The sequence below is a fragment of the Streptomyces sp. HNM0645 genome (genome assembly GCF_030056615.1).
Lineage (GTDB): Bacteria > Actinomycetota > Actinomycetes > Streptomycetales > Streptomycetaceae > Streptomyces > Streptomyces marianii.
Window position 1 is genome coordinate 83,169 of sequence record NZ_JASHLT010000024.1, and the last position, 23,943, is coordinate 107,111.

At 70.2% G+C, this 23,943-nt stretch carries 16 protein-coding genes and 4 pseudogenes; 9 read left to right on the forward strand and 11 right to left on the reverse strand.

What is annotated here, in order from left to right:
• The 3 genes from QMZ92_RS19035 to QMZ92_RS19045 form a co-directional block, all read right to left on the reverse strand.
• On the reverse strand, nucleotides 1-7,272 hold the full coding sequence (locus QMZ92_RS19035) for a non-ribosomal peptide synthetase (RefSeq protein WP_283298580.1): 7,272 nt from the start codon (nucleotides 7,270-7,272) through the stop codon (nucleotides 1-3).
• The gene (locus tag QMZ92_RS19040) at nucleotides 7,269-8,537 is read right to left on the reverse strand and encodes a cytochrome P450 family protein (protein WP_283298564.1); all 1,269 of its coding nucleotides are present in this window, start codon (nucleotides 8,535-8,537) and stop codon (nucleotides 7,269-7,271) included. The genes QMZ92_RS19035 and QMZ92_RS19040 overlap by 4 nt, the downstream gene beginning before the upstream one ends.
• A gap of 295 nt (nucleotides 8,538-8,832) precedes the next feature.
• Complete coding sequence (locus QMZ92_RS19045; RefSeq protein ID WP_283298565.1) at nucleotides 8,833-9,378, reverse strand: EF-hand domain-containing protein; 546 nt, start codon at nucleotides 9,376-9,378, stop codon at nucleotides 8,833-8,835.
• Between the two features lie 514 nt (nucleotides 9,379-9,892).
• Here QMZ92_RS19045 and QMZ92_RS19050 point away from each other — a divergent pair.
• The 3 genes and pseudogenes from QMZ92_RS19050 to QMZ92_RS19060 all read left to right on the forward strand — a co-directional run.
• Nucleotides 9,893-10,708 carry an SDR family NAD(P)-dependent oxidoreductase gene (locus tag QMZ92_RS19050; protein ID WP_502962089.1) on the forward strand — a complete coding sequence of 272 codons (816 nt, stop codon included), beginning with the start codon at nucleotides 9,893-9,895 and terminating at the stop codon, nucleotides 10,706-10,708.
• Between the two features lie 44 nt (nucleotides 10,709-10,752).
• Nucleotides 10,753-11,196 (forward strand): nuclear transport factor 2 family protein, encoded by a 444-nt coding sequence (locus tag QMZ92_RS19055; RefSeq protein ID WP_283298567.1) that lies wholly within the window; start codon nucleotides 10,753-10,755, stop codon nucleotides 11,194-11,196.
• Nucleotides 11,197-11,546: 350 nt separating this feature from the next.
• Nucleotides 11,547-11,870 (forward strand): annotated as a pseudogene (locus tag QMZ92_RS19060) (substrate-binding domain-containing protein); the annotation flags it as partial.
• Between the two features lie 278 nt (nucleotides 11,871-12,148).
• Here the strand turns inward: QMZ92_RS19060 and QMZ92_RS19065 are convergent.
• Complete coding sequence (locus QMZ92_RS19065; RefSeq protein WP_283298568.1) at nucleotides 12,149-13,597, reverse strand: multicopper oxidase family protein; 1,449 nt, start codon at nucleotides 13,595-13,597, stop codon at nucleotides 12,149-12,151.
• 114 nt (nucleotides 13,598-13,711) lie between these two features.
• Between QMZ92_RS19065 and QMZ92_RS19070 the strand changes: the two are divergent.
• From QMZ92_RS19070 to QMZ92_RS19085, 4 genes and pseudogenes are all read left to right on the forward strand, one after another.
• Nucleotides 13,712-13,822, forward strand: a pseudogene (locus QMZ92_RS19070) (transcriptional regulator); the annotation flags it as partial.
• Between the two features lie 272 nt (nucleotides 13,823-14,094).
• Complete coding sequence (locus QMZ92_RS19075) at nucleotides 14,095-14,274, forward strand: hypothetical protein (RefSeq protein ID WP_283298569.1); 180 nt, start codon at nucleotides 14,095-14,097, stop codon at nucleotides 14,272-14,274.
• Nucleotides 14,271-14,618, forward strand: coding sequence for an ArsR/SmtB family transcription factor (locus QMZ92_RS19080; RefSeq protein ID WP_283298570.1), 348 nt, complete (start codon nucleotides 14,271-14,273; stop codon nucleotides 14,616-14,618). The genes QMZ92_RS19075 and QMZ92_RS19080 overlap by 4 nt, the downstream gene beginning before the upstream one ends.
• A gap of 498 nt (nucleotides 14,619-15,116) precedes the next feature.
• A complete protein-coding gene (locus QMZ92_RS19085; RefSeq protein ID WP_283298581.1) occupies nucleotides 15,117-15,278 on the forward strand; it encodes a DUF6126 family protein in 162 nt (53 codons plus the stop codon).
• Between the two features lie 544 nt (nucleotides 15,279-15,822).
• Here the strand turns inward: QMZ92_RS19085 and QMZ92_RS19090 are convergent.
• The gene (locus tag QMZ92_RS19090; protein WP_283298582.1) at nucleotides 15,823-16,173 is read right to left on the reverse strand and encodes an ArsR/SmtB family transcription factor; all 351 of its coding nucleotides are present in this window, start codon (nucleotides 16,171-16,173) and stop codon (nucleotides 15,823-15,825) included.
• Nucleotides 16,174-16,575: 402 nt separating this feature from the next.
• Between QMZ92_RS19090 and QMZ92_RS19095 the strand changes: the two genes are divergently transcribed.
• Entirely contained in the window at nucleotides 16,576-16,926 is a 351-nt protein-coding gene (locus tag QMZ92_RS19095; RefSeq protein ID WP_283298571.1) for an anti-sigma factor antagonist, read from the forward strand.
• 405 nt (nucleotides 16,927-17,331) lie between these two features.
• Here QMZ92_RS19095 and QMZ92_RS19100 read toward each other — a convergent pair whose 3' ends face one another.
• From QMZ92_RS19100 to QMZ92_RS19115, 4 genes are read right to left on the reverse strand one after another with little or no spacing between them, the layout of a single operon-like run.
• Complete coding sequence (locus tag QMZ92_RS19100) at nucleotides 17,332-17,754, reverse strand: ATP-binding protein (RefSeq protein WP_283298572.1); 423 nt, start codon at nucleotides 17,752-17,754, stop codon at nucleotides 17,332-17,334.
• Nucleotides 17,754-18,164, reverse strand: coding sequence for a pyridoxamine 5'-phosphate oxidase family protein (locus QMZ92_RS19105; protein WP_283298574.1), 411 nt, complete (start codon nucleotides 18,162-18,164; stop codon nucleotides 17,754-17,756). Before QMZ92_RS19105 ends, QMZ92_RS19100 begins: the two co-directional genes overlap by 1 nt.
• On the reverse strand, nucleotides 18,161-19,864 hold the full coding sequence (locus QMZ92_RS19110; RefSeq protein WP_283298583.1) for a SulP family inorganic anion transporter: 1,704 nt from the start codon (nucleotides 19,862-19,864) through the stop codon (nucleotides 18,161-18,163). Before QMZ92_RS19110 ends, QMZ92_RS19105 begins: the two co-directional genes overlap by 4 nt.
• A gap of 17 nt (nucleotides 19,865-19,881) precedes the next feature.
• Nucleotides 19,882-20,226 (reverse strand): ArsR family transcriptional regulator, encoded by a 345-nt coding sequence (locus tag QMZ92_RS19115; RefSeq protein ID WP_283298575.1) that lies wholly within the window; start codon nucleotides 20,224-20,226, stop codon nucleotides 19,882-19,884.
• Between the two features lie 413 nt (nucleotides 20,227-20,639).
• Between QMZ92_RS19115 and QMZ92_RS19120 the strand changes: the two are divergent.
• Nucleotides 20,640-20,959: pseudogene (locus QMZ92_RS19120) on the forward strand (type II toxin-antitoxin system death-on-curing family toxin); the annotation flags it as partial.
• Between the two features lie 610 nt (nucleotides 20,960-21,569).
• Here the strand turns inward: QMZ92_RS19120 and QMZ92_RS19125 are convergent.
• Together QMZ92_RS19125 and QMZ92_RS36420 are read right to left on the reverse strand one after the other, a co-directional pair.
• Nucleotides 21,570-22,496: an endo-beta-N-acetylglucosaminidase H gene (locus QMZ92_RS19125; protein ID WP_283298576.1), complete on the reverse strand. Its 927-nt coding sequence runs from the start codon at nucleotides 22,494-22,496 to the stop codon at nucleotides 21,570-21,572.
• Between the two features lie 574 nt (nucleotides 22,497-23,070).
• Nucleotides 23,071-23,496: pseudogene (locus QMZ92_RS36420) on the reverse strand (SDR family NAD(P)-dependent oxidoreductase); the annotation flags it as partial.
• Nucleotides 23,497-23,943: the final 447 nt, after the last annotated feature.

Genomic DNA, 23,943 nt, shown 5'->3' on the forward strand with positions numbered 1-23,943 from the left:
TCAACTCTCCCCGTCGGTCGGGGCGGAGCCGGTCCTGATCAGGCCCGCGACGGTTGCGGCCACGTGTGCCACGTGCGGTTCCTCCATGATCGTCAGGTGGTCGCCGGGGACTCCGACGACGTGGATACGGCCGCTGGTCATGGCTTTCCAACCGTTGAAGGTGTCCTCATGGCGGCTTCCGGCGGCCCGGTGCATGGAGGCCAGGACGGCGGGCAGAGGCTCGGCGGCGCGGATCAGCGTGAGGTCGTGGTCCTCGTGCGGGGGTCGGTAGGCGAGCGCTGCCTGCCAGTTCGCCCGGTAGACCCCGAACAGACGGCGGATGAGGGAACGGGAGCCGCCCGCCGGCAGCACACCCTGCTCGCTCGCGATGCGTGCCATGTACGCGAACTTCTCCTCCCCGGAGCCGAGTCCCTCGGGGATGACTCGAGCGGGTGACTCGTTGCCGTCCCTGAGCCGGAGCAGGTCCTGGAAGAACCACTCCAGTACGGCCTCGTCGTCGTGCGGGGCGCGCGGCCCGGGATCCAGGGCGGTGGTGTCCAGGACCAGCAGGTGGGCCACCTGCTCGTTGGCCGCCCTCAGGCGACGGGCGATCTCGAGGGCGACGAAGCCACCGAAGGACCATCCACCGATGGAGTACGGGCCGTGCGGCTGCACCGTCCGCAGCGCGGTGAGGTAGCTGTCCGCGAGTTCCTCGACAGTGCGCAGCGGTGTGGTGCCCGGGTCGGCTCCGGCGGCCTGGAGCGCGTACACCGGCTGGTCGCCCGGAAGGTGCCGGGCGAAACCGACATAGCACAGCACGTTGCCGCCCATGGGATGGATCATGAACAGGGGCGGGCGGGTGCCCTGAGGATGGATCGGCACCACGGGGTCGTACGCGGCTGTCGCCCCGCCGTCGCGCAGCCGTGCCGCGAGTGCGGCGCAGGTGGGTGCCGAGATGAAGTCCGCCAGGGCGATGTGGACCCCGTAGCGCCGTTCGATCCGCACGACGAGTCGCATCGCGGTGAGGGATGTGCCACCGAGGTCGAAGAGGTTGTCGTGCACCCCCACCGCCTCCAGGGACAGCGCGTCCGCCAGCATCTCGGTCAGCGCCTGCTCGTACGCGTCGCGCGGTCCGGCGTCGGGGGTGCGGGCCGGGACGGTCAGCGGGGCGCGGCGCAGTGCGGCGTCGTCGCGCTTGCCGCTGGGGGTCAGCGGGAAGCGGGAGACCCACTGCAGGTGTGAGGGGACCAAGTAGTCGGGCAGGCCGGCGCGCAACCGCTCGCGGATGTCGACCAGGTCCTCCTCCGTGCCCTCGCCGAGGAGGAAGGCCGCGAGGAAGGCTTCGTCGTTCTCGTGCCTGCGGGCCACCACCGCGGCGTCGCGCAGGCCCGGGTACCGCTGCGCCAGGCCGGTGATGGCCAGTTCCACCTCGGCCGGCTCCACGCGAAAGCCCCGCACCTTGACCTGTGCGTCGGCTCGTCCGAGAAAGACGACGTTTCCGTCGGGAAGCAGCATGCCGATGTCGCCCGTGTGGTAGAGCCGACGCTCGGCGCCGCCGTCCTCGGAGGGCCGCGGGAGGAAACGCTCCTTGGTCAGGTCAGGGCGGCCCTCGTAGCCGTCGGCCAGGCAGAAGCCGCCCAGGTAGATGTCGCCGGGCGCCCCGACCGGGACCGGACGCAGCCGCTTGTCGAGGAGGTGCACCTCGGCGCCGTCGATGGCACGGCCGATCGGCGGCAACGCGGGGAAGGCCGCGGGGTCTCCGGTCATGGTGTACGCGGTGACCACGTGTGTCTCGGTCGGGCCGTAGTGGTTGTCCAGCACGGCTCCCGGGAGTTTGGCGCACAGCGCGCGGATCTCCTGGGTGACGCGCAGCTGCTCGCCGCATGAGATCAGTACCCGTAGGGCGCGTGGGATGATGCCCAGCGTGCCGGCGGCTTCGGCCAGTTGCTGGATGGCCACCGGGGGAAGGAAGACCTGCTCGACGCGCTCGCGGTCGAGCAGGCGCAGCAGGGCCGGCATGTCGCGCCGCTCGGCATCGCTTGCCAGGCACAGCGTGCCCCCGGAGCACAGGGTGGAGAAGATCTCCTGGAAGGAGATGTCGAAGCTCAGCGGCGCGTACTGCAGGGTCACCCCACCCGGGGTCGCGCTGGGCGCCCCGGTCTGCCAGGCCACCAGGCCCGCCAGGGTGCGGTGCGGCATGGCGACGCCTTTGGGAGTTCCGGTGGAGCCAGAGGTGAACAGGACGTACGCGGTGCTCTCGGGGACGACTCCGGCCTGCCGCTCGACCACCGTCGTGGGGGCGGTTCCCGTCTGCCTCTCGCCTACCGTCGTGGGGGCGGTTCCGGCTTGCGTCGCGAACTCCGCCGCCGGTGACGTCACCGTCTCGGCGGGCAGCACAAGCGCCGGGTCTCCGGCGAGATGGGCGTACGGGGCCTCGGCCACGACGCGGAAGGGCTGGGCCTGCTCCACCATCGCGGCCAGCCGGGGGGCAGGGTAACCGGGGGGCAGGGGGACGACTGCGCATCCGGCCCGCAGGACGCCCATGAGCACGGCCATGACGCGCGGCGTACGGTCCATGGCGATCCCGATCCGGGCGTTCACCGGGGCACCGAGCGCGCACAGTTGTCCGGCCACGTTCTCGGCGGCCTCGGACAACTGTGCGTAGCTCCACCGCTCCTCACCCATGACCACGGCGGTCGCGTCCGGGGTGCGCGCTGCCTGGTCGGCGAAGCGCGCCACGACCGTGGGGTGCTCTGCGGGAACGGCACGGACCGGCAGGGGGGCGAGGACGGCGAAGTCCGGTTCGTCGTCGGGCTGCTCGACCAAGCGGCGCAGGATGCTCAGGTAGCCGGCTGCCAGGAGGTCGCCCTGCTCGGCGGAGAACGTCTCCCCGTCGCAGTCGATCCGCAGCCGCATGCCGCTGCCGTTCGGCTCGGTGACCGCGTTCACCAGAAGCCGCAGGTCCGTCTCCTCCCAGGTCCGAAACCGGGTGAGCCGGAGGCCAGGCAGGCTGAGGACGTGCGAAAGCTGGTGGAAGTGGACGTAGTTGAAGGCGGTTTCCACGACGGGACCGCCATGGTCCTCCTGGATGGCGCTGAGCGGGTAGTGGCGGTGTGGGTGGCCTTCCTGCTCCTGGTGGAAACTTTCGCGCGCCACCTCCAGCCAGCTGTCCCGCGCGGTATCCAGGCGCACGGGCACGGTGTTCAGGAAGAGCCCGGCTGTGCGCTCTGCACCAGCCAGTTCGGGCCGGCCATGGGTGATCAGGCCGGTGGTCACGTCGCGTGTGCCGGCGAGCATGGCCAGCGTCAGGCTGTGCGCGGCGAAGAGTACGGACTTCACGGGCAGGGTGTGTTCGGCCGCGAAGTGCCGCACTCGTTCGACAAGGGCGCCGGGCAGCTCGACCCACCGCGAGACCGGACGGTGGCCGGTGCCAGGGCGGTGAGGCACGAACGCCTCGATGGGCAGCGGCCCGCAGCCGGTCAGCTTCTCCCGCCAGTAGCGCCGGGCATCCTCCGACCGCAGGGCGGCCTGCTCCAGCCGTACGTGGAGCGCCGCTGACGGGGGCGGCGTGTCGTCGACGGAGCCGACATCCAGGCCGAGGGCGTGGGCGTAGTCCTGGAGCAGTTCCTGGAGCAGGGTGGCGACGCTGCCGCCGTCGAGGAGCGCGTGGTGGAAGCTGAGGACCAGGTCGACGACGGCGGGCCGCAGATGGGCGCGGAACAGGTACAACGGCGCCTGGTCGAACGCATACGGGTGGCGGCGGCGTTTCTCGATGTGCGCGCGCACCTCGGCCTCGGCCGCGGCGCTGTCGAGCGGACGCAGGTCGGTGACCTCCAGGCCACCGTGCACCCTGGGGCGGACGACCTGCAGCGGTTCGGAGCCCGACAGGTCGAAGGCCGAGCGCAGCGCGGGGTGCCTTACCGTCAGCCGGTCGAAGGCGCGGCGGAACTCCGACTCGTCCCACGGCATTTCGAGGGTGTACCGGAAGACGTCCCGGTACCTGGCAGAGGTCTCGTACCTGCGGCTGTGGTAGAGCATGCCGAGCTGGAGCCGGGTCAGCGGGTAGGCGTCCTCGGCGTCCCGCAGGCGGGCCCGGTCGATGTCGGCCACGAGGGCGAACGGGACCGGCACGGCCTCGGTACCGGGTGCGTCGCACTGGTCGGTGCACATGGCGAGGCCGGCCACCGTCGGGTTCCGCAGGAGGTCGGTGAGCGAGAAGCGCAGGCCCCGGGACTCCGCCTCGGCGCGCACCTTGAGCATCGTGATCGAGTCGCCGCCGAGGGCGTGGTAGTCGTCGTGGATTCCCACGGTGTCATGGCCCAGGACGCGGGCCCAGACCTCGGCCAGGACGGCCTCGGTGCGGTTGCGCGGTTGCCCGCCCGTGGTGGCTTGCGGGCCGGTGTGCGGCGGGGGGAGCGCGTCGTGGTCGGCCTTGCCGTTGGAGGTCAGCGGAATACCGTCGATCAGGGTGAAGGACGCCGGGACCATGAACGCCGGCAGCGTCCGCCCGAGCCGCTCGCGCAGCAGCACCTCGTCGATCGGAGCATCGGCGACGTAGTAGCCGGCCAGGACAGTCCCCCGGTCGGGGGTGGAACGGCCGACCACGATGGCATCCCGGATGCCGGGGACCGTGCGCAGGGCGGCGGCCACCTCGTCGGGCTCGACACGATTGCCCCGGATCTTGACCTGGGTGTCCATCCGTCCGAGGTACTCCAGGGTGCCGTCCGCGAGCCACCGGGCCAGGTCCCCGCTGCGGTAAAGACGGCCTTCCGGCACGAACGGGTCATCGCCGAACTTCGAGGTGGTCAGCTCCGGACGGCCCAGATACCCCCTGCTGACGCCGACTCCTCCGATGCACAGCTCGCCGGCGACACCAACGGGTTGCGGAAGGTCGTCGGCGCCCAGCACGTACAGCCTGGTGTTGTCGATCGGCCGGCCGATGGGCACCCGCACGATGCCGTGCGCGGGATCGGCCGGGCAGTCGTAGAACGAGACGTCGACCGTGGCCTCGGTCGGGCCGTACAGGTTCACCAGCCGTACCGGGTGTTCGGCACCGCCCTCACGGCGACACCGCTCGGCGAGGCGGGTGAACTGCTCGACCCGGGCGGCGGGCAGGGCCTCGCCACTGCAGAAGACATACCGCAGGGTTGCGATGCCCTCGCGTGCCGTCGCCGACTCCTCCAGCAGGTCGAGGAACGGGCCGAGTGTCGAGGGGACGAAGTGCACGGCGGTGACCCCGTGCCCGCGAACCGCCCGCAGGATCTCACGCGGGTCCCGCTGTCCCCCCGGCGGCAGCAGGGCCACGGACGCGCCCTCGACGGCCCACCAGAACAGCTCCCACACCGAGACGTCGAAGGAGACCGGCGTCTTCTGCAGCAGGACGTCCCGTCCCCCGAGCGGGTAACGGCGCTGCATCCACGCAAGACGGTTGACCACGCTGTGGTGCTCGACCATGACGCCTTTGGGCTGCCCGGTCGAGCCGGAGGTGTAGATGACGTAGGCGAGGTCACGGGAGGTGGCGAGCGGCTCGACCGAAGCTCCACTGCCGGTCAGCAGACCGCTGACGTGCCGCACGGTCACGTCCTCGGGGAGGCCGGCGGGCGCGTCGTCATCGACGATCAGCACTTTGGCACGGCTGTCGCGCAGCAGAAAGTCCACCCGTTCGGCCGGGTAGCCAGGTTCCACCGGTACGTAGGCGCCGCCGGACTTCAGGATGCCGAGCAGGGCGACCAACAGCTGCGGTCCCCGCTCCATCATCACCGCGACCCGGTCGTCCGGGCCGACGCCCTCCGCGCGCAGGGCCCGCGCGACACGGTTGGCCCGCTCGTCGAGTTCGGCGTAGGTCAGCGTCTCCCCGGACGCCGCGATGACGGCGGTCTGGTCCGGCCGGCGCGCGACCTGCGCCTCGAACAGCCCGTGCAGGGTCGCCTGGTCCGCATAGGGCACCTGCGGGCCGTGCGCGCGCCCGGCGGTGAGGTCTTCGTGTTCGGCCGGAGACAGCATGGGTACGTCGGACAGCGGCCGGTCCGCCAGGTCCAGACCGTGCTCCAGGAGCGTCGTGAGGTGACCGACAACGGAGGCGATGGGGAAGTCCTCGTCGAAGACCTCGCAGGCGTAGTCCAGGTCGACGTGGATGTCAGCCGTGTCGTCGAAGGCGGATACCACGACGCCCAGTGCGTCCTGGTCGTGCGAGGGGGCCATCAGGGCCGGCCGCCGCTCGACTCCGGGGATCCGGTCCGGCCAGGACCAGTGCATGTAGGAGAGGGTCACGTCGAAGAGCTGCCGGGAACCGTGCGCCGGTGCCGGCTGTGCTCGCAGGACGTCGCCGAGCGCGAGCCGCTCATGGCGCCGGAGCTGACGGGTCGCACTCCGGATGTCGGTGAGCAGTTCCCGCAGGGTCCGCCCACCGCGTGCCGGAACCCGAAGCGGCAGGGTGTTGGCGAACTGGCCGAGGATGTCCTTGTGATGCTCGGTCGGACGATTGAGGAAGGGGACACCGAGAACCACCTCCTCGCTACGGTGCAGGCGCGTCAGGTACGTACCGAGCATGGCCGCGACGTACGCGAACGGGGAGAAGCCCGCGGCGCGGACCCGGCCGGCGAGGGCACCGTCGATCACAAAGGTGTGGCGGCCGCGTTCACGCGGGCCCCCGCTTGCCCTCCGCGTGAACAGCGCGGGTGTCACGCTGGAGAGGTACTCCCGGAAGAAGGCGCGGTCACGGTCACTGTCCGCACCGACGCGGTAGGCGGCGTCCTCCTCGACGAACGCCGGATAGGAGGGCGCCTCACGGTTGCCCTGCCGCGGACCGCCGTCCGGCCCCTGGACGTACTCCTGGAAGATCTCGAGGCTCAGCCGGTTGAGGGCCCAGCCGTCGGCGACGATGTGATGCGCCTTGACGTGCAGATGCGTGACGTCCGGGCTCTCCAGCAGAACGGTGGCTTCGACCAGGAAACCGCTTGTAAGGGACAGCGCCGTCGCCATCGAGCGACGCATCCATGCGGCGCAGGCCGCCTCCGGTTCGGATTCCCGCGAGAGATCGAGCACGGAGACCGGGACGTTCCCCTGCGCCACCCACTGGAAGGGGACGCCCGCGCTGTCGCCGAACCGCAGCCGGAAGGTGTCATGGCGGTGCAACGCGCGCCTGATACAGGCAGCAAGCCGGTCGCGGTCGACCTCGCCGTGCAGGCGCTCATGCAGGACGCAGTTGAACTGCGGGGACGCCGGGGCTTGGGAACCGACCGACCACACGTCTCGCTGATACCCCGTCAGATGGGTCGGCGTCTGATCCTTCATGTCCACCTGTTCGAGGTTCTGTCAAGCCGTACGGGAAGCTCCCGGTGCCCGTTGAAGATGAGGGAGGGCAGCGGAGTGAGACGGTCGGGCGCGACCGCGAATGCAAGACCGGGGTAGCGGGAGAAAAGCGCCGGGAGCGCGATGCGCCCTTCGAGTCGGGCGAGTTCGGCACCCAGGCAGTAGTGGGAGCCGTAGCCGAAAGCCAGGTGCTCGCGGGCGGTGGGACGGGTGATGTCGAAGACATGGGCGTCCGGGCCGTGCACTCCGGGGTCGCGGCCGACCGCGGCGTAGTTGATGACGAGTGCGTCACCCCGCGCGAAGGTCAGGCCGGTCGCCTCGTCGTACAGGTCTTCGGTGAGAAAGCGAAGGAAGAAGTTGGCCACCGGGGCCTGATGACGCAGAGTCTCCTCGACCACCTGATCCCAGCCGACGCGGCCCGACATGGCAAGGTCCAACTGGGCCGGATGCGTCAGCAGGTTGACCACGGCGTGGTCCAGCAGGCCCGCTGTGGTCCCATAGCCGGCGCCCATCATCATCCAGAGGCTGTCGGCCAGTTCCTGCTCACCGAGCAGGCCCGTGCGGTGGGCGTCGACCAGGGCGCTGGTGACATCGTCACCGGGGCGCTCGGTCTTGACCGCGATCAGAGACCCGAGGAGCCGCGTGGCTTCGGCGGTGTTCGCGGCGGCCTGCTCAGCGGTCAGATCCGTGGCGAACACCGTGTCGTTGATTCTCTGGAAGTCATCATGCATGGCCTCCGGCAGGCCGAGGAGCGCAGTGACCATCAACCATGGAAGCCGGGAGGCAAAGTGCGTCCGCAGGTCCACCACCCCGTCGGGGGCGGTGGCGGCCACTTCGGCGACGTCGTCCAGTACCGCGGCTGCGGTTTCCGCGATCCGCGACGCGAGGGCGCGCACTCGACGGGCGGTGAACGCGGGGACCAGCGGTCGACGCAGTCGCCTGTGGTCGGGTCCGTAGGCGGTCTGGACGGTGCGGATGTCGACCCAGATCTGCAGCGGCCAGTCAGCGGGGAGGTCTCCATTGAGGTAGGCCGGCCAGTGCTGGTGGGCGTCCATGGAGACGTGCGGATGGACCAGCAGCCGCCGGACGAGGTCCGGGTCGGTGACGGACCACGCCGCTACGCCACCGGGCAGCTCGACCTGGGTGGCGGGCCCCATGGTCCGAAGCGCTGCGGCCTCCCCGTGGATGTCCGCGGCGCTGCCGTCCAGGGCGTACGGACAGTGGTGGCGGGGGGGTAAGGAAGACATGATCAAGATTTCGCTATTCGGAATGCTGGGTGCGTACGGTCGCCGGAAGCCGTAACGGACCTTCGGGCCGTGCCGAACCGATCGTGGCCATGCAGGTGCGAGGTGACCCCGACTCCAGCCCGGGTCCTCGGGCCACGCCGACACCACCGCAGGGGGCCTTCCCCGATGGCTGAGGCCCGCGGGTGGACTCACTTCGGACCGCTGTGACGGACCGAGGACACCGCCGTGGCCACGCTCGTCAGGTGAGCCGGCCCTCGCAACGAGTACGGTTGCGGGCCGGCTCACCCGTGTTCACTCAGACATGCCCGAAGAACAGGCTGCCCGGAGCGTCCGGGTTGTCCGAGAGGAAGTGCTCACGCACCGCGCGGACGAACTCCATGCGCGAGATCGCACCGTCCCCGTCGGTGTCGAGCCGGGTGAACGTGTCCATCGGCGCGTCGGTCTTCCACACGTCCCTCAGGAAGCGGGCGAACTCGTCCTTGCTGATCTCGTTGTCCTGGTCGGTGTCGATGACGTCGAAGACGACATGCCCGGCACCGTCGGCCAGGTTGAGACGGCTGGTGTCGACGCTCGCGAGGCGGTTGGCCGTGACGAACTCGCCCTTCGAGAGCCGGTCCTGCTGGACCCCCGCGTGGCGCAGCAGCTCCAGCCAGTACGTCTGGAAGAAGGCGTGAAGCGCCCTGGCCCGGCGGTCGTCCTTGCTCAGCTTGTACGCCTGGATGTAGCGGTCGGCGAGCTGCTGGTAGTCCGACCAGTCCAGGTAGCCGTCGTGGTTGGCGTCCATTGTATCGAATGTGAGTTCGAGTTTGGCGGTGATGACGTCCTGCGCCGCAATGGTCATGTTGCGTCCCTTTGGTGTGGGGGGGAATGTCGCGTTGATCATCACGGGCCTGTTGTGGGGTCGCAAGCCAATGAGCCCACCCTTCACCCATTCGGCGGGAGCGTCACCTACATCGTGTGTATGTCCGGCAAATACTGACTCGATCGGGGGGTGTGTAACCCGTCGCCAACAGGGCGAAGGCGACGCGTCGGCGCTATGCTCCGCCTCCTGCGCGCTGCTTTCGCGAGCGTTGCCGAAAGTGCCGCAGCCCGCAGTCCGCAGAGAACACATCAAGTGACTGCCCGCCAGCATCCCCTACGGTTGGGCGACAAGGCATGACGCAGGGTGATATGTCGGGTACTTGTGCAAGGACTTGGTCACGCCGGAACGGACCGAGGCGTCTCGTCGGCGAACCGCTGGATGTGGCGCCGCCCGCCCCCCCAGGTCCCGAACTGGAGTGAGATACGTGTTGAAGTCGTCGGGTCCGACGCCCCCCGCGGGCCGGGCCGTGCTGATCACCGGAGCCTCATCCGGCTTGGGGGAAGCCTGCGCGCTCCACCTGTCGCGGGTCGGCTTCCACGCCATCGCCGGGGTACGTCGTCCCGAGGACGGGGAGCGTCTGCGGGTTGCCGCCACGGGGCCGCTGACCCCGGTGGTCGTCGACGTGACGGACGAGAAGTCGGTACAGGCAGCCGTTTACGAGGTCACGAACCTGCTCGGGGGCGCCGGACTGTGGGGGCTTGTGAACAATGCGGGCATCGCGGTCACGGCCCCGCTGGAGTGCGTACCGATGGAGCAGATGCGTCGTCAGCTGGACACCAATGTGACTGGCCAACTGCTGGTGATCCAAGGGTTCCTGCCGCTGCTGCGGGCCGGTGCCGGACGGATCGTCAACATGACCTCGGGCCTGGGGAACATCGCCGTCCCCTACCTCGGCGCCTACGCCGCCGCCCAGTTCGCCAAGGAGGCACTGAGTGACGCGCTGCGCCGGGAGCTGGCCCCACAGCTGATCCCCGTCGTGGTGGTCCAACCAGGTGCCGTCCTTACCCCACTCTGGAGAAAGATGTCCGTGGACGGCTACCGGGCGCTGGAGAGCGCCCCGGAGCCGGTTCAGGGTCTCTACCGCCGCGCGTTCCTGCAGTTCATGGAAACCAACGAGACCTCGGCCCGAACCAGCCACACGACGCCAGACGACGTCGCCCGAGTGGTCTTCCGCGCACTGGTCACCAAGCGACCCCGGAGCCGCTACGGCGTCGGCCGGGACGCGATCGGAAGCCGTGTCCTGGCCAGGCTGCTGCCCGACCGGGCCCTGGACCGGATTCTCAACGGCATCGTCACCCCCGCCAACTGAACGCCGGCCGCACGACCCGACATCACAGCCGGAGGAACATCGGTATGTCCACACCTCAGGAACTCAAGGACCTGTTCTCGCACAGTCTGCGCCTGCTGTCGGAGAAGAGGATTGAGGAATGGATCGACCTCTTCGCCGAGGACGGTGTCCTCGAATTCCCGTATCCGGCCTGGGGCCTCCCTTCCCGGATGCAGGGCCACGAAGCGCTGCTCGCTCAGATGACGATGTTTCGTGAGGAGCTGAAGGTCGAGTTCTCCGAACCCGAGTTCTACGCCGCCGGCGACGGCCTGGTCGTCGCCGGTTTCACCGGCGAGTGCACTCTGCTGGCCACGGGGGGCCAGTACCACCAGACTTACCTGTCGGTGGTGCGCTTCGAGCAGGGCCGGATCGCGCTCTACCGAGACTTCTGGAATCCCTGGTTGGTCATGGAGGCCGCCGGCGGCGAACTCGGCTGGAAGGAGATCCTGTCGACGCTTGCCCGAGGCTGACTCGTCAACACGGCTCGCGCCCGCTCATGCCCTTCAACCCGCTCCGGGCACTGGACGGGCGGCGAGCAAGGCCGATGACGCGCACCCACGCGGACGACGAGGAGATGCTGCGGCTGCTGACGACCGGCGAACCGATCGGCCGGCGGGTGTACGTCCGCTCCTTCGGTTTCGGTTATCGCTGACACGGACGAGGAACGCATGAACACCTCGTCCCCGGCGTGCCCCGGTCCTGCGCGACGACTACGAGTTCGTCACCGTGCGCGGAGAGGGGCACCGACCTCAATTACTCGGCCTCCGGCAAGCCCCTGTGGATGCCGAAGAACGGCTTCGGGGCGGGCCGAGACCACGCGCTGCTCGACGCCACCGAGCGGGCCGGAGTGCCCGCCCCCACGGCCCTGTTCGCGGCGAGCGACCTCCAGGCGTTCGGTGCCTACGCGGCTCCGCGCGAGCGCGGCCTGTCCGTCCCGCGGGACGTCAGCGTCGTCGGGTTCGACCTCCCCGTCACCCGCTGGAGCGGCCCGCCTCTCACCACGGTCCGCCAGCCCCTGCACGAGATGGCCGCCATGGCGGCGCGCACCCTGATCCGGCTCTTGGACGGCGAGGAGGTCGACCTGCCGCGCGTGGAGCTGTCGACCCAACTGGTGGAGCGCGCCAGCACGGCCCGGCCCTCCTGACCCCGGGCCGGTCGCACGGTCTGAACCGACCGCGCTGGCGCTGCTCGCCGATCTCGGCATCGAAGCGGCCCACGTCCTGCGCCGGGCAGCCTCCCCGAACTCCGACGCCTGCTGAGCCGCCTTACCCGACCCCGCCCCAGCATCGATCACGTCCTGCACTGGTCCAACTGGCGCCGCCACAGACAACACCAAGCCCGCACCAGCCACTACAAACGACGCGGCCACACTCCACCCAAACCTCCCCTGAACAGGGAAGACGTCAAAATCCTGCTGGAGTACTAGCCGCGTACGTTCACGGTGGCCATCATGCCCAGATCCTCGTGGTCGAGGATGTGGCAGTGGAACACGGTGCGCCCGGGGAAGTCGCTGAACGAGATCCGCAGGCGCACCCACCCCTGCGCCGGGACGAGTACGACGTCCTGCAGTACGCCGGTCGGCGGCGTACCCGCGCTGCCCGCCAGCACGTGGAAGGGCCAGGCGTGCAGGTGGAACGGGTGCTCCATGGGGCTGGTGTTGACCACGGTCCACTCCTCGACCGCCCCGAGGGTGACGCCCTGATCGTCACGATCAGGGTCGTAGGTGCGCCCATCGATGGTGAAACCCATCCCACCCATACCCGTCCGAGCCATGCTCATGGCGAAGGTGAGTCGGCGTTGCCCGGTCACCGGGCCCTGCGGGACGGCCGGGGCCGGCAGCGTCGCGGGCACCGAGGGCGGTGTCGTGGCCGGGCCGGCAGTGACCAATGAGGCCAGGGTGATGGGACCACTGGCGGACGGGCGACCGTTCATCATGCCGAGCCCGCCGCGGTCGTAAGGGGCGCTGACCAGCTCGTACCGGCCGCTGCGGGTCGGGCGGACGAGCAGGTCGGTGCGGTTGCCGGGGGCCAGCACCACGAGGTCCCGGTCGACCGGTGCGGGCAGGAACACGCCGTCCTGGGCGACCTGGGTGAGCCGGTGGGCTTCCAGCCGTAGCGCCAGGACTCGGGAGACGCAACCGTTGATGACCCGCCATCGCTGCACCGACCCGGTCGCGGCTGTGATGACGGGCTGGTGCTGTCCGTTGACCAACACCAGTTCACCCTCGCGGCCCATCATCCTGGCCATCATGGTCGGTGAGGCGACCCGGCCGGCCCCGTCCAAGGTGGTGTCGGTGACCAGCAGCAGCCGGTCGTCGCTGATCGGCAGGTCCGCCACCCCTCCCGCACCCTCGACCAGCAGCGCCCCGACCAGTCCGGCGAAGACTTGATCCGCGACGGTGCCGTGGTGGTGCGGGTGGTACCAGAACGTGCCCGCCGGATGCCCGGTCGGAATCCTTATGACGTAGTCGTAGCCGTCGCCGGGCTCGATGGTGATGAACGGGTTGTCGCCGTTGCCCGAAGGGGATACGTGCAGGCCGTGGGTGTGCAGGTTGGTCGGCTGGCCGATGTGGTTGACCAGCCGCACGCGCAGCAGGTCCCCGGGCTGCACCCGCAACGTCGGTCCCGGCGAGGTGCCGTTGTACCCCCACCCCGTGGTGTCCCGCCCCGCCAGTCGTACACCCGGGGCGGCGACAAGCCGTACGTCCAGCAGCCCGTCGCGGCTGGCCAGCACCTGAGGCTCGGCCAGCTCCTTACCCCGGGCGGTCGGCCACGGCCGGGCGCCCGGGCCCGTCGCCCAGCCCGCCACGCCGGCCGTACCCAACCCGAGCAGAGCCAGCGCCCGGCGGCGACTGATCGGCTTCCCGCTCATGGCAGTATGGTCCTGCGCTGCCGGTGATCCTGCTCGTCGATCTCCCCGCGGTGCGCAGCGCTCACCGCCGCTTCAGGCAGACACTGCCGTTCTCCTCGCGGACGGGAACGGAACATGGACAACCGTGAGGAGGCCCGCGAGGTCCTCACCTCGCGGCGAGCGAAGATCACCCCGGTGCAGGCCGGTCTGCGCAGGAGCGAGGTCGCCGCGCCGGCCGACATGAGCGGTTCCCCCGTCACCGGTCGCGCGCCGGGCGCTGCTGCCGTCCCTGGCCGATGGGGTACGCCGAGTTCCTCAGGGCGGCACGGGCGCGCGTCCGGCACCGGTGCCGAACTCTCCCCGCCGGCCGACTCTGTGGAGCGGCCCGGGGCGACGCCTCGGGCCGCTGGTGCCGCGGGGCGCATGCATCGGCACTCCTCACGGCTACAATTGAAGAGTTCTTCAATTGGCTAGTTGTCGAGGTGGTCAAGATCGATGCCGCGACAGGGAGGGTGGCTATGGGCGGGTTCGTGGAGGCGGTGCTGGAGCGGGTGCGGGAGGCGCGGGCCAGGCTGGAGGCCGCCCACGAGGCTGATGACGCGTACGAAGTCGCTCTTGCCGCGGACGAGCTGGATGACGCACTGCGGCTGGCGCGCAGATACGACATCGGCACGGAAGACGAGGGGAGCCAGCAGTGAATGCCAAGCCGGTTCCGCTCTATCAGGCCAAGGCCGAGTTCTTCCGGATGCTCGGTCATCCGGTACGCATCCGGGTCCTGGAGCTGCTGCAGGACGGGCCGATGCCGGTACGGGACCTCCTCGCGGCGATCGAGATCGAGCCGTCGAATCTGTCTCAGCAGCTGGCCGTGCTGCGCCGGTCGGGGATCGTGACCGCGACCCGGGAAAGTCCCACCGTGGTGTACGAGCTGGCCGGCGGGGACGTCGCGCAGCTGCTTGCCACCGCTCGGCGCATCCTGTCCGTTCTGCTCGCCGGGCAACAGGAGCTGCTGGCCGAACTGCGCGCGGTGGAGTCGGTGCCGTGACGGGTGTCGGTCGGTTCCGGCCGCGGGGCAGCGGCAGCCCGCCCCCGGCATTGCGCACACCCGGCCCCTGATCCAGCGGAACGTGGCGTCCGTCGAGGTGGCACCGGGGCGGTGCGGGAGGCGACGTGGGCGGTGGCGGAGCTGCCCGCCCGAGGTGAGGGTCGCGCCGAAGTCCGCGTCCGCCGACGCGGTGCTGCCGGTGGTCGGTGAGCTGGTCACGAAAGTGCCGCGGCACCACGCACACCGCGGTGGCGGAGGTGGGGACAACGATCAGGGGCGGAGAACTGGTGATCGTCGGCGCGGACGCCGACCCGCGCCCTCCCGGCCTGACCGCGGACACATGGTGAGGGGGCTGCGGACGGTGACCGGGCCGGCAGCCGAGCACGAGGGCGACGTCGGTGCGGAGTCGGCCGTTGACCACGACGGCGAGGTCCTTCTCGTCCGGCCCGACATTCCAGAGCAGCGAGCCAAGGGAGATCAGAGTCCGTGAGCGATGACATGACCGAGAACGCGGCTCGGACCGCGCAAGGCCAGAAGGACGTCGAACAGTGGAAGGAGCGCGGTGTCATGCTCCGCGTCTTCGTGTACGTCTTCGCGACCCATCTGTTCGCCGGTTTCGTCTGGTTGCTCTTCTACGTCGGCGAGCACGCCCAGAAGTAGCGGAAGCGCGCCGCCAGGCGACCGATGCCGTGTGGTGTCTGCCGGGGCCATCCGGCGCGCGACCGGCACGGCGGTGCATGGCCGTGATCAGGAGAGCGAGCCGGCGGACGCCCTGGCGTCACAGGCACACCAGACGCAGGGGGACCGACAGCGATCGCCGTGACAGGGCACCAGGAGCTCCGATCACCTGGGCGGCATCGTGCCGCAGGGCGGTGAAAGGGCCGGTCGTGACGCCGAGGGCGGCGCGGGCCGGCAGCCCAGGACGAGGGGACGCCGGCCTTCGCGCCCAAGCCCAGGATCACGAGCGCGATCCCGAGCCGGGTGATCGTCGGATCCAGGCCGTCGGCCTGGGCGGCAAGGGTGGCCGGTCAAGGGCGTACGCCTCGGGATGCCGGCCTGCCGGGCGGCGTAGTGGACGAGGGGGTGCCCGGGAAATTGCCTGTTCCGTGTCGCCCGTATGCCCGCCGGCGAATCGAAGGCGGCCGCCCCTCGCCGCGCAGAGCGCTGTCCATGTACGGCGAAGGGCGGCCGCCGGTACGAGGCCCTAGGCCGGCGGCCTGCCCTCCGGTGCCGCGGCCTGCAGATCGGCGAGCAGCTCGGCCTGGCCCGCCAGCACGCCGGACAGGATCGTGCGCGCGACCTTGAGCAGCTCCGCCACCTGAGGGCTGGCCAGCGAGTAGTACACGGCGGAACCCTCCCTGCGGGTGACGACCAGATTTGCCCGGCGCAGGACAGCCAGTTGCTGCGAGAGGTGAGCGGGCTCGACGCCGACGACGGGCAGCATCTCGGAGACCGCGTGCTCGCGCTCGCTCAGCAGTTCCAGCACGCGGATCCGGACCGGATGCCCCAGCGTCTTGAAGAACTCCGCCTTCAGCTGGTACAGCGGCGCGCTCACCGCCCCGACCCCGCTCCCGGACAGATTGCCGCACCGCCCGACGGGCGTTGTCGTGCCTGCCGCGTGCATCGCATCCATCCCAAACTCTTCACCATGGGCCCATCCTCGCGCCATCCCGCCGAGATGATGACCTCGAGAATTGCTAAGATTAGCAATTAAGAAGACTGGGAGACGGAGGTTCGGGTGCGAATCCCGCGACTGCGCGGCGGCGGGGCACTGCTCAAGTGCCCCGCGTGCCGTCTCAAGTGCTTGCCGGCGGCCGTCGGCCCGGACGGCTCATGCCCCCGCTGCGGGAACGAGCGCCTGTTGAGCATGGACATCGACCGCGGCCGGATCGGCGGCAGCGCCCACGCGGCGGGCAAGCGGAAGCAAGCGCAGGGCGCACCCTAGAAGGAGCCGTCAGTGAGTATCAGCTGGAGTGTCGAGGAGCATCGCGGAGTGGCCGTCATGGCTGTCGTCGGGTTCCTCGGCAACAACGCCGTCGGTCGCTTCTCGGACGGATTCGGCTGGGTGGTCGCCCGGAGCACAGGGCCCGTCGTCCTGGACCTGACGGGACTGCTCGGGTGGAGCGCCGAGGGGGTGACGGCGGTCATGCAGGCGGCTACCGGACTGCGAGGCGGCAGGGGCCCTCTGGGCTTGTGCGGCCTGGACCACCTGGAGGTCGCCGACGGGTGGGCCGACCGTCTCGGGTCAATGACCGTCTACCCGGATCTGGACGCCGCCCTCGACGCCCGGCAACCGCCCGTCGGCTGACCCGCGCAGACTGTCGGCAGCCACCGGGGAAGGCTGAGTCGATGAGCATGGAAGGTGGGCGGCAGCCGGTCTTGATCCGTGAGTGAAACCCACCAGAAACCGTTGGTTCCGGCATTCTCTGTTACCGAGGCGCTGTGGCCCCGGCGAACTCCGGACTCCGTCCTTCTGCCGCGCGCCGGCGGGCTGCCTGGGTGACCTCGAGCCGGCTTCCCACGGACCAGCGGCGCAGTTCGGTGAGGTGAGGATGAGCGGCACGGCGCGCCGGGAGACGGCCCGGCCGACGGCCCCGGTGAACCGGTCCACGGCGTCGGCACCCAGGAACCGGGCCAGGGTCGTGTACGGCGAGCTTCTCGTGCGACGTGCGACGTGCATCGCCGCTCGATGGCCATGATCGGCCTCCCGTTCTCACAGGGGGAGGGTGATCCAGATGCTCTTGCCCCGTTCGTCCGCGTCCGTACGCAGGACCGCGGTGCCGCCGAGGCCGAGGGTGAGTTCGACGACGGTCGCCAGTCCCCCGCGTCGCGCGAGATGGGCGTGCAGCAGAGAGGGCTGATACGGGTGCCGGTCGTGGACGGCGAACGCGAAGGTGTCCGGGCCGCCCGCGTAGATCACGATGATGTTCGGGGACAGCGCCGAGGCGTGCCGCACGCTGTTGGTGACCAGTTCGCTCAGGATCAGCAGCGCGGGGCCGACGATCCGATGGGTCCGGTGGATGCCCCACTCGGTCACGACCTGCTCGGTGGTCTCCCGCGCGATCCGGACTGCGGAGCCCATGGCGGGGAGCGTCAGCACATGCCGGTACGGCAGGGTCTCGTGCTGGTCGGTCATCAGGCTGTCTCGTGGGCGAGGCGGAAGCCGGTCACCGTCCGGGGGTGGATGCGTACGAGGGTGTCGTGCGGGCCGTGAACCCAGCCGGGCAGGGTGCGGCGGTAGTGGGCGGCCTCGTCGGGGTCTGTGATGGCCTCGGCCGGCCCGGCGGCGGTCACCGTCCACCCGGTGCCGCCGGCCCCCCGTATCTCGTCCGCGTGGTACGTGAGCACGGTTCTGCCGGTGACGGCCGCCGCCTGGGCGGGAGTGCGGACGACGAGGCGCCCGTACTGGAGCAGGTGCACGGCCGGGCGGACCATCGCGGTCTCGCGCTGGACGTACACCAGTCGTCCCTGGGCGGCACCTTCGAGCAGCCACAGGGCCTCGGTTCCGGAGATCTCGACCATGCGGCGGGAGACGGGCGTGCTCATCGGGACGCCTCCTCGGCGGCGCGGGCGCCGGACTGTGCGGGGACGGCGGGCAGGACCCCGACGCCGTGCAGATGAGCGCGGGCCCCGGCGATCGCCTCAGGCGTCGTGGCGTACTCCCGGCCTTCCCGGCCCAGGAGGTCCAAGGCCCCGACCGAGTCGAGGACCTGCCGCTGGCCGGGCCGTATCCCGGAGCTCATCACGACGATGCCGCGCCGGTTCAGCTTCTCGATCGCGTCCTTGAGGACGAGCGCACCGGTGGCGTCCATCGTCGTGATGCGGGACATGCGCAGAATCACCACGCGGACGTCGGCGACCTCGCTCAGCTCCAGCAGGAAGCGGTGCGCGGCGGCGAAGAACAGCGGCCCGTCGATCCGGTAGGCGACGATGTGCTCGGCCAGCAGCGCGTGCTCCTCGTCGCTGTGGTCGGCCAAGTCGAGGGACGTCTGCTCCATCCGGGCCTGCCCGGCAACCGCCCGCAGCGCGAGCGCGCCGGCCACGACCAGCCCGATGATCACCGCGTAGACGAGATCCAGCGCGAGGGTGGCGACGGCCGTCAGGACGAGGACCAGCGCATCGGAGCGGGTGGCCTTCGCCATCGCCCGCAGCGCGCCCACCTCGACCATGCGGATCGCGGTGGCCAGCAGCACACCCGCGAGCGCGGCCAGCGGGATCTTCGACACCAGCGGAGCGGCCACGAAGACGACCACAGCGAGGACGGCGGCGTGTGTCAGGGCGGCGAGCCGCGAGTGCGCTCCGGTACGGACGTTCACCGCGGTACGGGCGATGGCGGCGGTCGCCGGAACACCGCCGAACAGCGGCGCGGCCAGGTTCGCGACGCCCTGCCCGAACAATTCCCTGTCCGGATCGTGCTGCTGCCCGACCGTCATCCCGTCCGCGACCGTGGCGGACAGCAGGGACTCCAGAGCGGCCAGCGCAGCAACCGCCAGGGCCGGGGCGGCCAGCGAACCCAGCGTGGACAGATCGAGGAAGCCCAGCGACGGCGCCGGCAGCCCGGACGGCAGATCACCGATGGGGGCCGCCTCATCCAGGTGGAGGAGCTGGGCGACGGCCGTCGCGGCGATGACCGCCAGGATCGAGAAGGGAACGGTCGGCCGCCACCGCGCGCCCAGCAGCATGACCGCGGCGACACCGGCCGCCAGTGTGACAGCGGTCCAGTTCGGCGTGCGCATGAAATCCTGGACGGCGTGCCAGGCCACCACCAGGACACGCTCGCCCTCCGGCTTTCCGACACCCAGGGCGTTCGGCACCTGCTGCAGGAAGATCACGCAGGCGATGCCGAAGGTGAAGCCCTCCACCACCGGGGCCGGTACGTACCGCATGTACGTCCCTGCCCGGAGCAGGGCGAGCGCGACCAGCATCAGCCCGGCCAGCAGCCCCACGGCAAGCACCCCGCCCGGACCGTGCTCGGCGACGATCGGCACCAGCACCACCGTCATCGCCCCGGTGGGCCCGGACACCTGCAGATTCGAGCCGCCGAACAGCGCCGCGAGGGCACCCGCGACCACCGCCGTCGCCAGGCCCGCCTCCGCGCCCAGACCCGAGGAGACACCGAAGCCGAGGGCCAGCGGCAGTGCGACGATCGCGACGGTGAGACCGGCGAGCAGATCGCGCCGCGGGTCGCGCTTCATCGCGGCGAAGTCCTCTCGCGCAGGCAGTAGCGAGCGCACGGGGCTCCACATCCGGTTCAGCAGCGCGTTCACCTCGCCGCGACCTCGGCTTCCCGCAACTCCGCTAGCGGCGCGTTCTGACCCGAAAGCATCTCGGTCAGGATCCGCCGCGCGGCCCGCGGCAGATCCGCGGCGGCATCCCCGCCCGCCGGCCCATGGACCACAGCCGGTGCCTCCCGCGCGGATGCCACGATCCCCGACCGGCGCGGCGCCGTCGGCTGCCGTGACAACGCCGACGGTTCCACCTCGATCTCCGCGAGCAGGTCCCGTACCGGCATCGGCCCGTCCCGCAGCAGCTCCAGCACCCGGATCCGTAGCGGATGGCCGAGCATCCGGAAGAACTCGGCCTTGGCCTGACACGGCGGAACCGACACGACCCCTCGCGCTTCCTCGTCGACGCATGGGCTGTGCCCGCGGCTACCTGCGGACACAGCTCCTACAGCATGTAATGAATTGCAAAATTTCGCAATTCCTATAGTTGATATGGTCTGCGCGGCAGCTGGTGTACTCTCGCCCGGCCGTCCGCCTCACCGCTCAGCGGCCGTGACGCTCCGGGCACCCGGCAGCCCGCCGGCGGGACCGAAGGAAACGCCCTGACCTGCACGTTCTCGCACCTCGACGCGGCATGACATGTTTCCGATGACTCATCATGCGGAGTGCGCGGCGATTCTGGAGCCCGCCGCAAAGGGGGCTTTGACCTGCGACTTGGCGGCTCGGGTGAGGTGCTCGACCGGTTTCCCGCCATGCGGCGGTTCGAGCCGACGGATCGCCCCTTGAAGGCGTTCCGACCGTGCGTGACATGGGCCTTCCGGTGTCGGCGATCGAGCGGCCCCGGGCCAACGTGTTCGGGGTCGAGGCATGTCCCACGCTGCACGAGAAGGCGGCGGCACTGCTGCACTCCGTCGCCCGCATCACGCGCTGATCGACGGCAACAAACGCACCGCCTGGCTTGCCATGCGCGTCTTCCTGCGGTTCAACGGCGTAAGCGCCAGCGTCGTTCCGCCGCCCGTCTCCATCGCCGGCCCGTTCGTCGAGGAAGTCGCGCAGGACAATGTCGGCGTACCGGTCATGGCGAAGCGCCTGTCGGCCTGGTTTCCCGTTTCCTGACGCGTTGGTTGTCCGCCGACGGACTCGGAGAGCCTCCGGACCCTGGCCTGCCAGGGCGGGGCCATGACGCCGCGGGAAGCAGCCGTCTTCGAAGCCGATCCCTGCCACGCCGTGGCGGTGGCGCTCCGCCGCGCCGGCGATGCGGGCAAGGTCGTCGCCTTGCGCGTACGGTACCGGACCGCTGGCGGCCGGTGGTGAGCGTCGTGCCGCGTCCACGGCCCGGAGCCGTACGTGATCAGGAGCGCGCTCAGCTCCCGCCTTCGTCAACGCGGCGGCGCTGGTGAGCGGGCCGGCGGATGCGGGCGACGGTGGCCACGACGGCGGAGGCGAGGAGCGCGCGGCGGGACGTGCGGGACGGCACGGAGACCTGTGCAGGTGAGGGTGGACGCGCGCGGGCAGTGCGACGCCCCCGGTGGTGCCGGGGGCGTCGGGTGTGTCGGGGGTGGTGCCGGGGCGGTCGGCTGCCGGAGGCGGACTTCCCGTCCTCGACGTACGACGTGGGGCTCTTGCCCTGACATCGTTGTCCCCGCGCGGTCCGTACGGGGCGCGGCGCTATGGGGCGAGGCAGGCTCGCCGAGGGGAGCGGCGAATGCCGGGGCGTGCGGGCGCCCTACGGAGTGTAGACGGCGTCACTGCCGTACAACTCCCTGGTGAACGCCGAGACGTCGGCGCTTCGATCGGTGCCGTCGAGGTTGTACGTCAGATAGACGCCGTATCCCTCGCTGACGGTGCGGCGGGCGAGGTTCGCCACGGTGCTCTCTGCGGTGCGGCCGATTTCAACCGCCGCCGGCGACAGCTGGGACTTGGGCAGTGCGATGCCGGGTACCCGCCAGGTGCCGTAGTACGGGTTCCAGGCGTAGTCGAACTCGGAGGAGATGTCGACGCCGCCGTAGGACAGACGTGACGCTGCCGGGCCGATGTTGTAGAGGCTGATGATCTTGTCCGGCATGTTCGCGCGCAATGCTGTCACCAGGTGCACGAACGAGCTGTCGTTGGGCTGGGCCGTGCCGTTGTTGCCGTACTCGGCGTACTCGTCGTCGAAGTCGATGCCGTCGAGACCGTATGTGGCCACGGCGTCCGACATCTGTTTCGCGAACGCAGAAGCCGCCTGCTGAGACGTGAAGTTGGCGAACCCCGCGCCCTGGTGGTTGCCCAGCACCGAGAGCACGACCTTGATGCCCTGCTGCTGCAACGGCCGTATCTCCGTGGCTGCGTTGTCGAGGACGCGCTGCACGTTCTCGTTGAAGTGCAGATACGCCGCTTTCGTGTTCGTGTCGTAGTTGATGTTCGCCGCGAAGATCACGGCGACGTCGAAGGCGTTGCCGCCGCCGTCGGCGAGCGTGTACTTGCCGACGTTGAGCAGGCTGTTGCTGTTCACCTCGATGTAGGCCACCGAGGTCGGACCCTGCTTGGCGGGGGCGGGGGCGGGGGCGGGAGCGGGAGCCGCTGCCGCTCCGGTTGCGCCGAAGGCGAGGGCCGCGACGGCCGAGAGCGCGAGCGCGGCCGTCCGCACTCTGTTTCGCACCAGAATGAACATCGTTGGTCGTTCTCCCATCGGTGTGGTTGGCGCCCGATCTGTTCGGAAGCGCCGGGTGGACTGTCCGAGTTTCCGCTGCTGTGACCGAGTGCCGGGAACCGTGCGCGTCCTCTTCACGGCGTCCTCGTACGGCTCGCCACAACCTCGGCCACGGAAGCATGAACCGCCGTGACGTCCCCCGCTCCTGCGCTGCTGGACGCCGTCCCGCCGATCCGGGGTCTGCAGGGACGCCTCCGTCGCAAGCCCCGATGCCTGGAACCCGCCGTAGGGCGTGCCTTCGCCCGGGTGCACCCCTGCCGCCATGTCGCGCAGCCGCAGCCGGTCGGTGCCCACCCGTCGGCCCGCGCTGAAGACGTGCGCGGCGGATGCTTCGGGCCGACCGACCGCATGCCGTTCCACTTGCCGGTGCGTCGTTTTCCCACCCCACGCACGTCGAGGGGGCGCCCCCGGGGCATCCCGACGTCGGCGTGGAACGTCCGACCCGTGATGCACCAAGCCCCGTCCCCGGCGAGGAGGGCGAGCGTCGCCGCCACTCCCTCCGGGCGTACGGTTCGTCGCAAGGGTCCAACCGCGTTTGCGCCGTCGCGTGGTTGACGCGACCCACGGAGCCGAGCACGAAGACGCTCGACAGGTTGAGGACGCGTCCCCAGGGGGCCCTGGCCATGTGCTCGTGCACGGCTCTGGCGCACGGGAAAGCCCCGCGCGGGTTCACGGACCGGACCGCGTCCCAGTCGGTCTCGGACATGAGGTGCAGGGCGCCGTCCCCGACGACGCCCGCGTTGTCGACCAGGATGTGCGGGTCGCCGAACTCCCGGGCGGCAGTTGGCGCCGTCGCCTTGACCTGTGCCGTGACGGTGACGTCGCACCGGACGGGCAGCGCACGGCCTCCCGCGGCGGTGGTCTCCGCGGCGAGGCCGGTGACGTTCTCGGCCTTGATCTGGACGAGGGCGACCGCAGTCCCCGGACGCGCCAGGTACCGGGCCGTTGCCGACCCGATTCCGCCGGCAGCCCCCCGTCACCACGGCTATTCGCTCGTCCATTGACGCTCTACCGTTCCTCCCGCGACGATCCCGGATTGGCACGTCATTCAGATGTGTGCAGCGGCTCCTTGCTCGCCGTCGACGACGGAGAAACGGGAGACTTCCTGGTGACGTCGAACTGTGTTCCGAATGAAACGACCGTCACGCTAGCCTGCCTGTTTCACTTGCCGCGGTGTCCGGATCTTGATCCGAAACGCGAAAGTGCCCTCTGAGCTGGGAAGATGAGGCTTGTCGAAGGTCTCTGTCATCCCAGCAGGAAGGCACTTTCTGCGTGCACACTACCGCCTCGCGCCCCAAGCTCGTCGTCTCGGCCGACGGCCACGGTGTGGTCAGCCATGCCGGGTCCCGTCTGCTGGCCGATCTCGCTGACGCCACCGGCCTGACCGCCGCGTTCACCGACGCGCTAC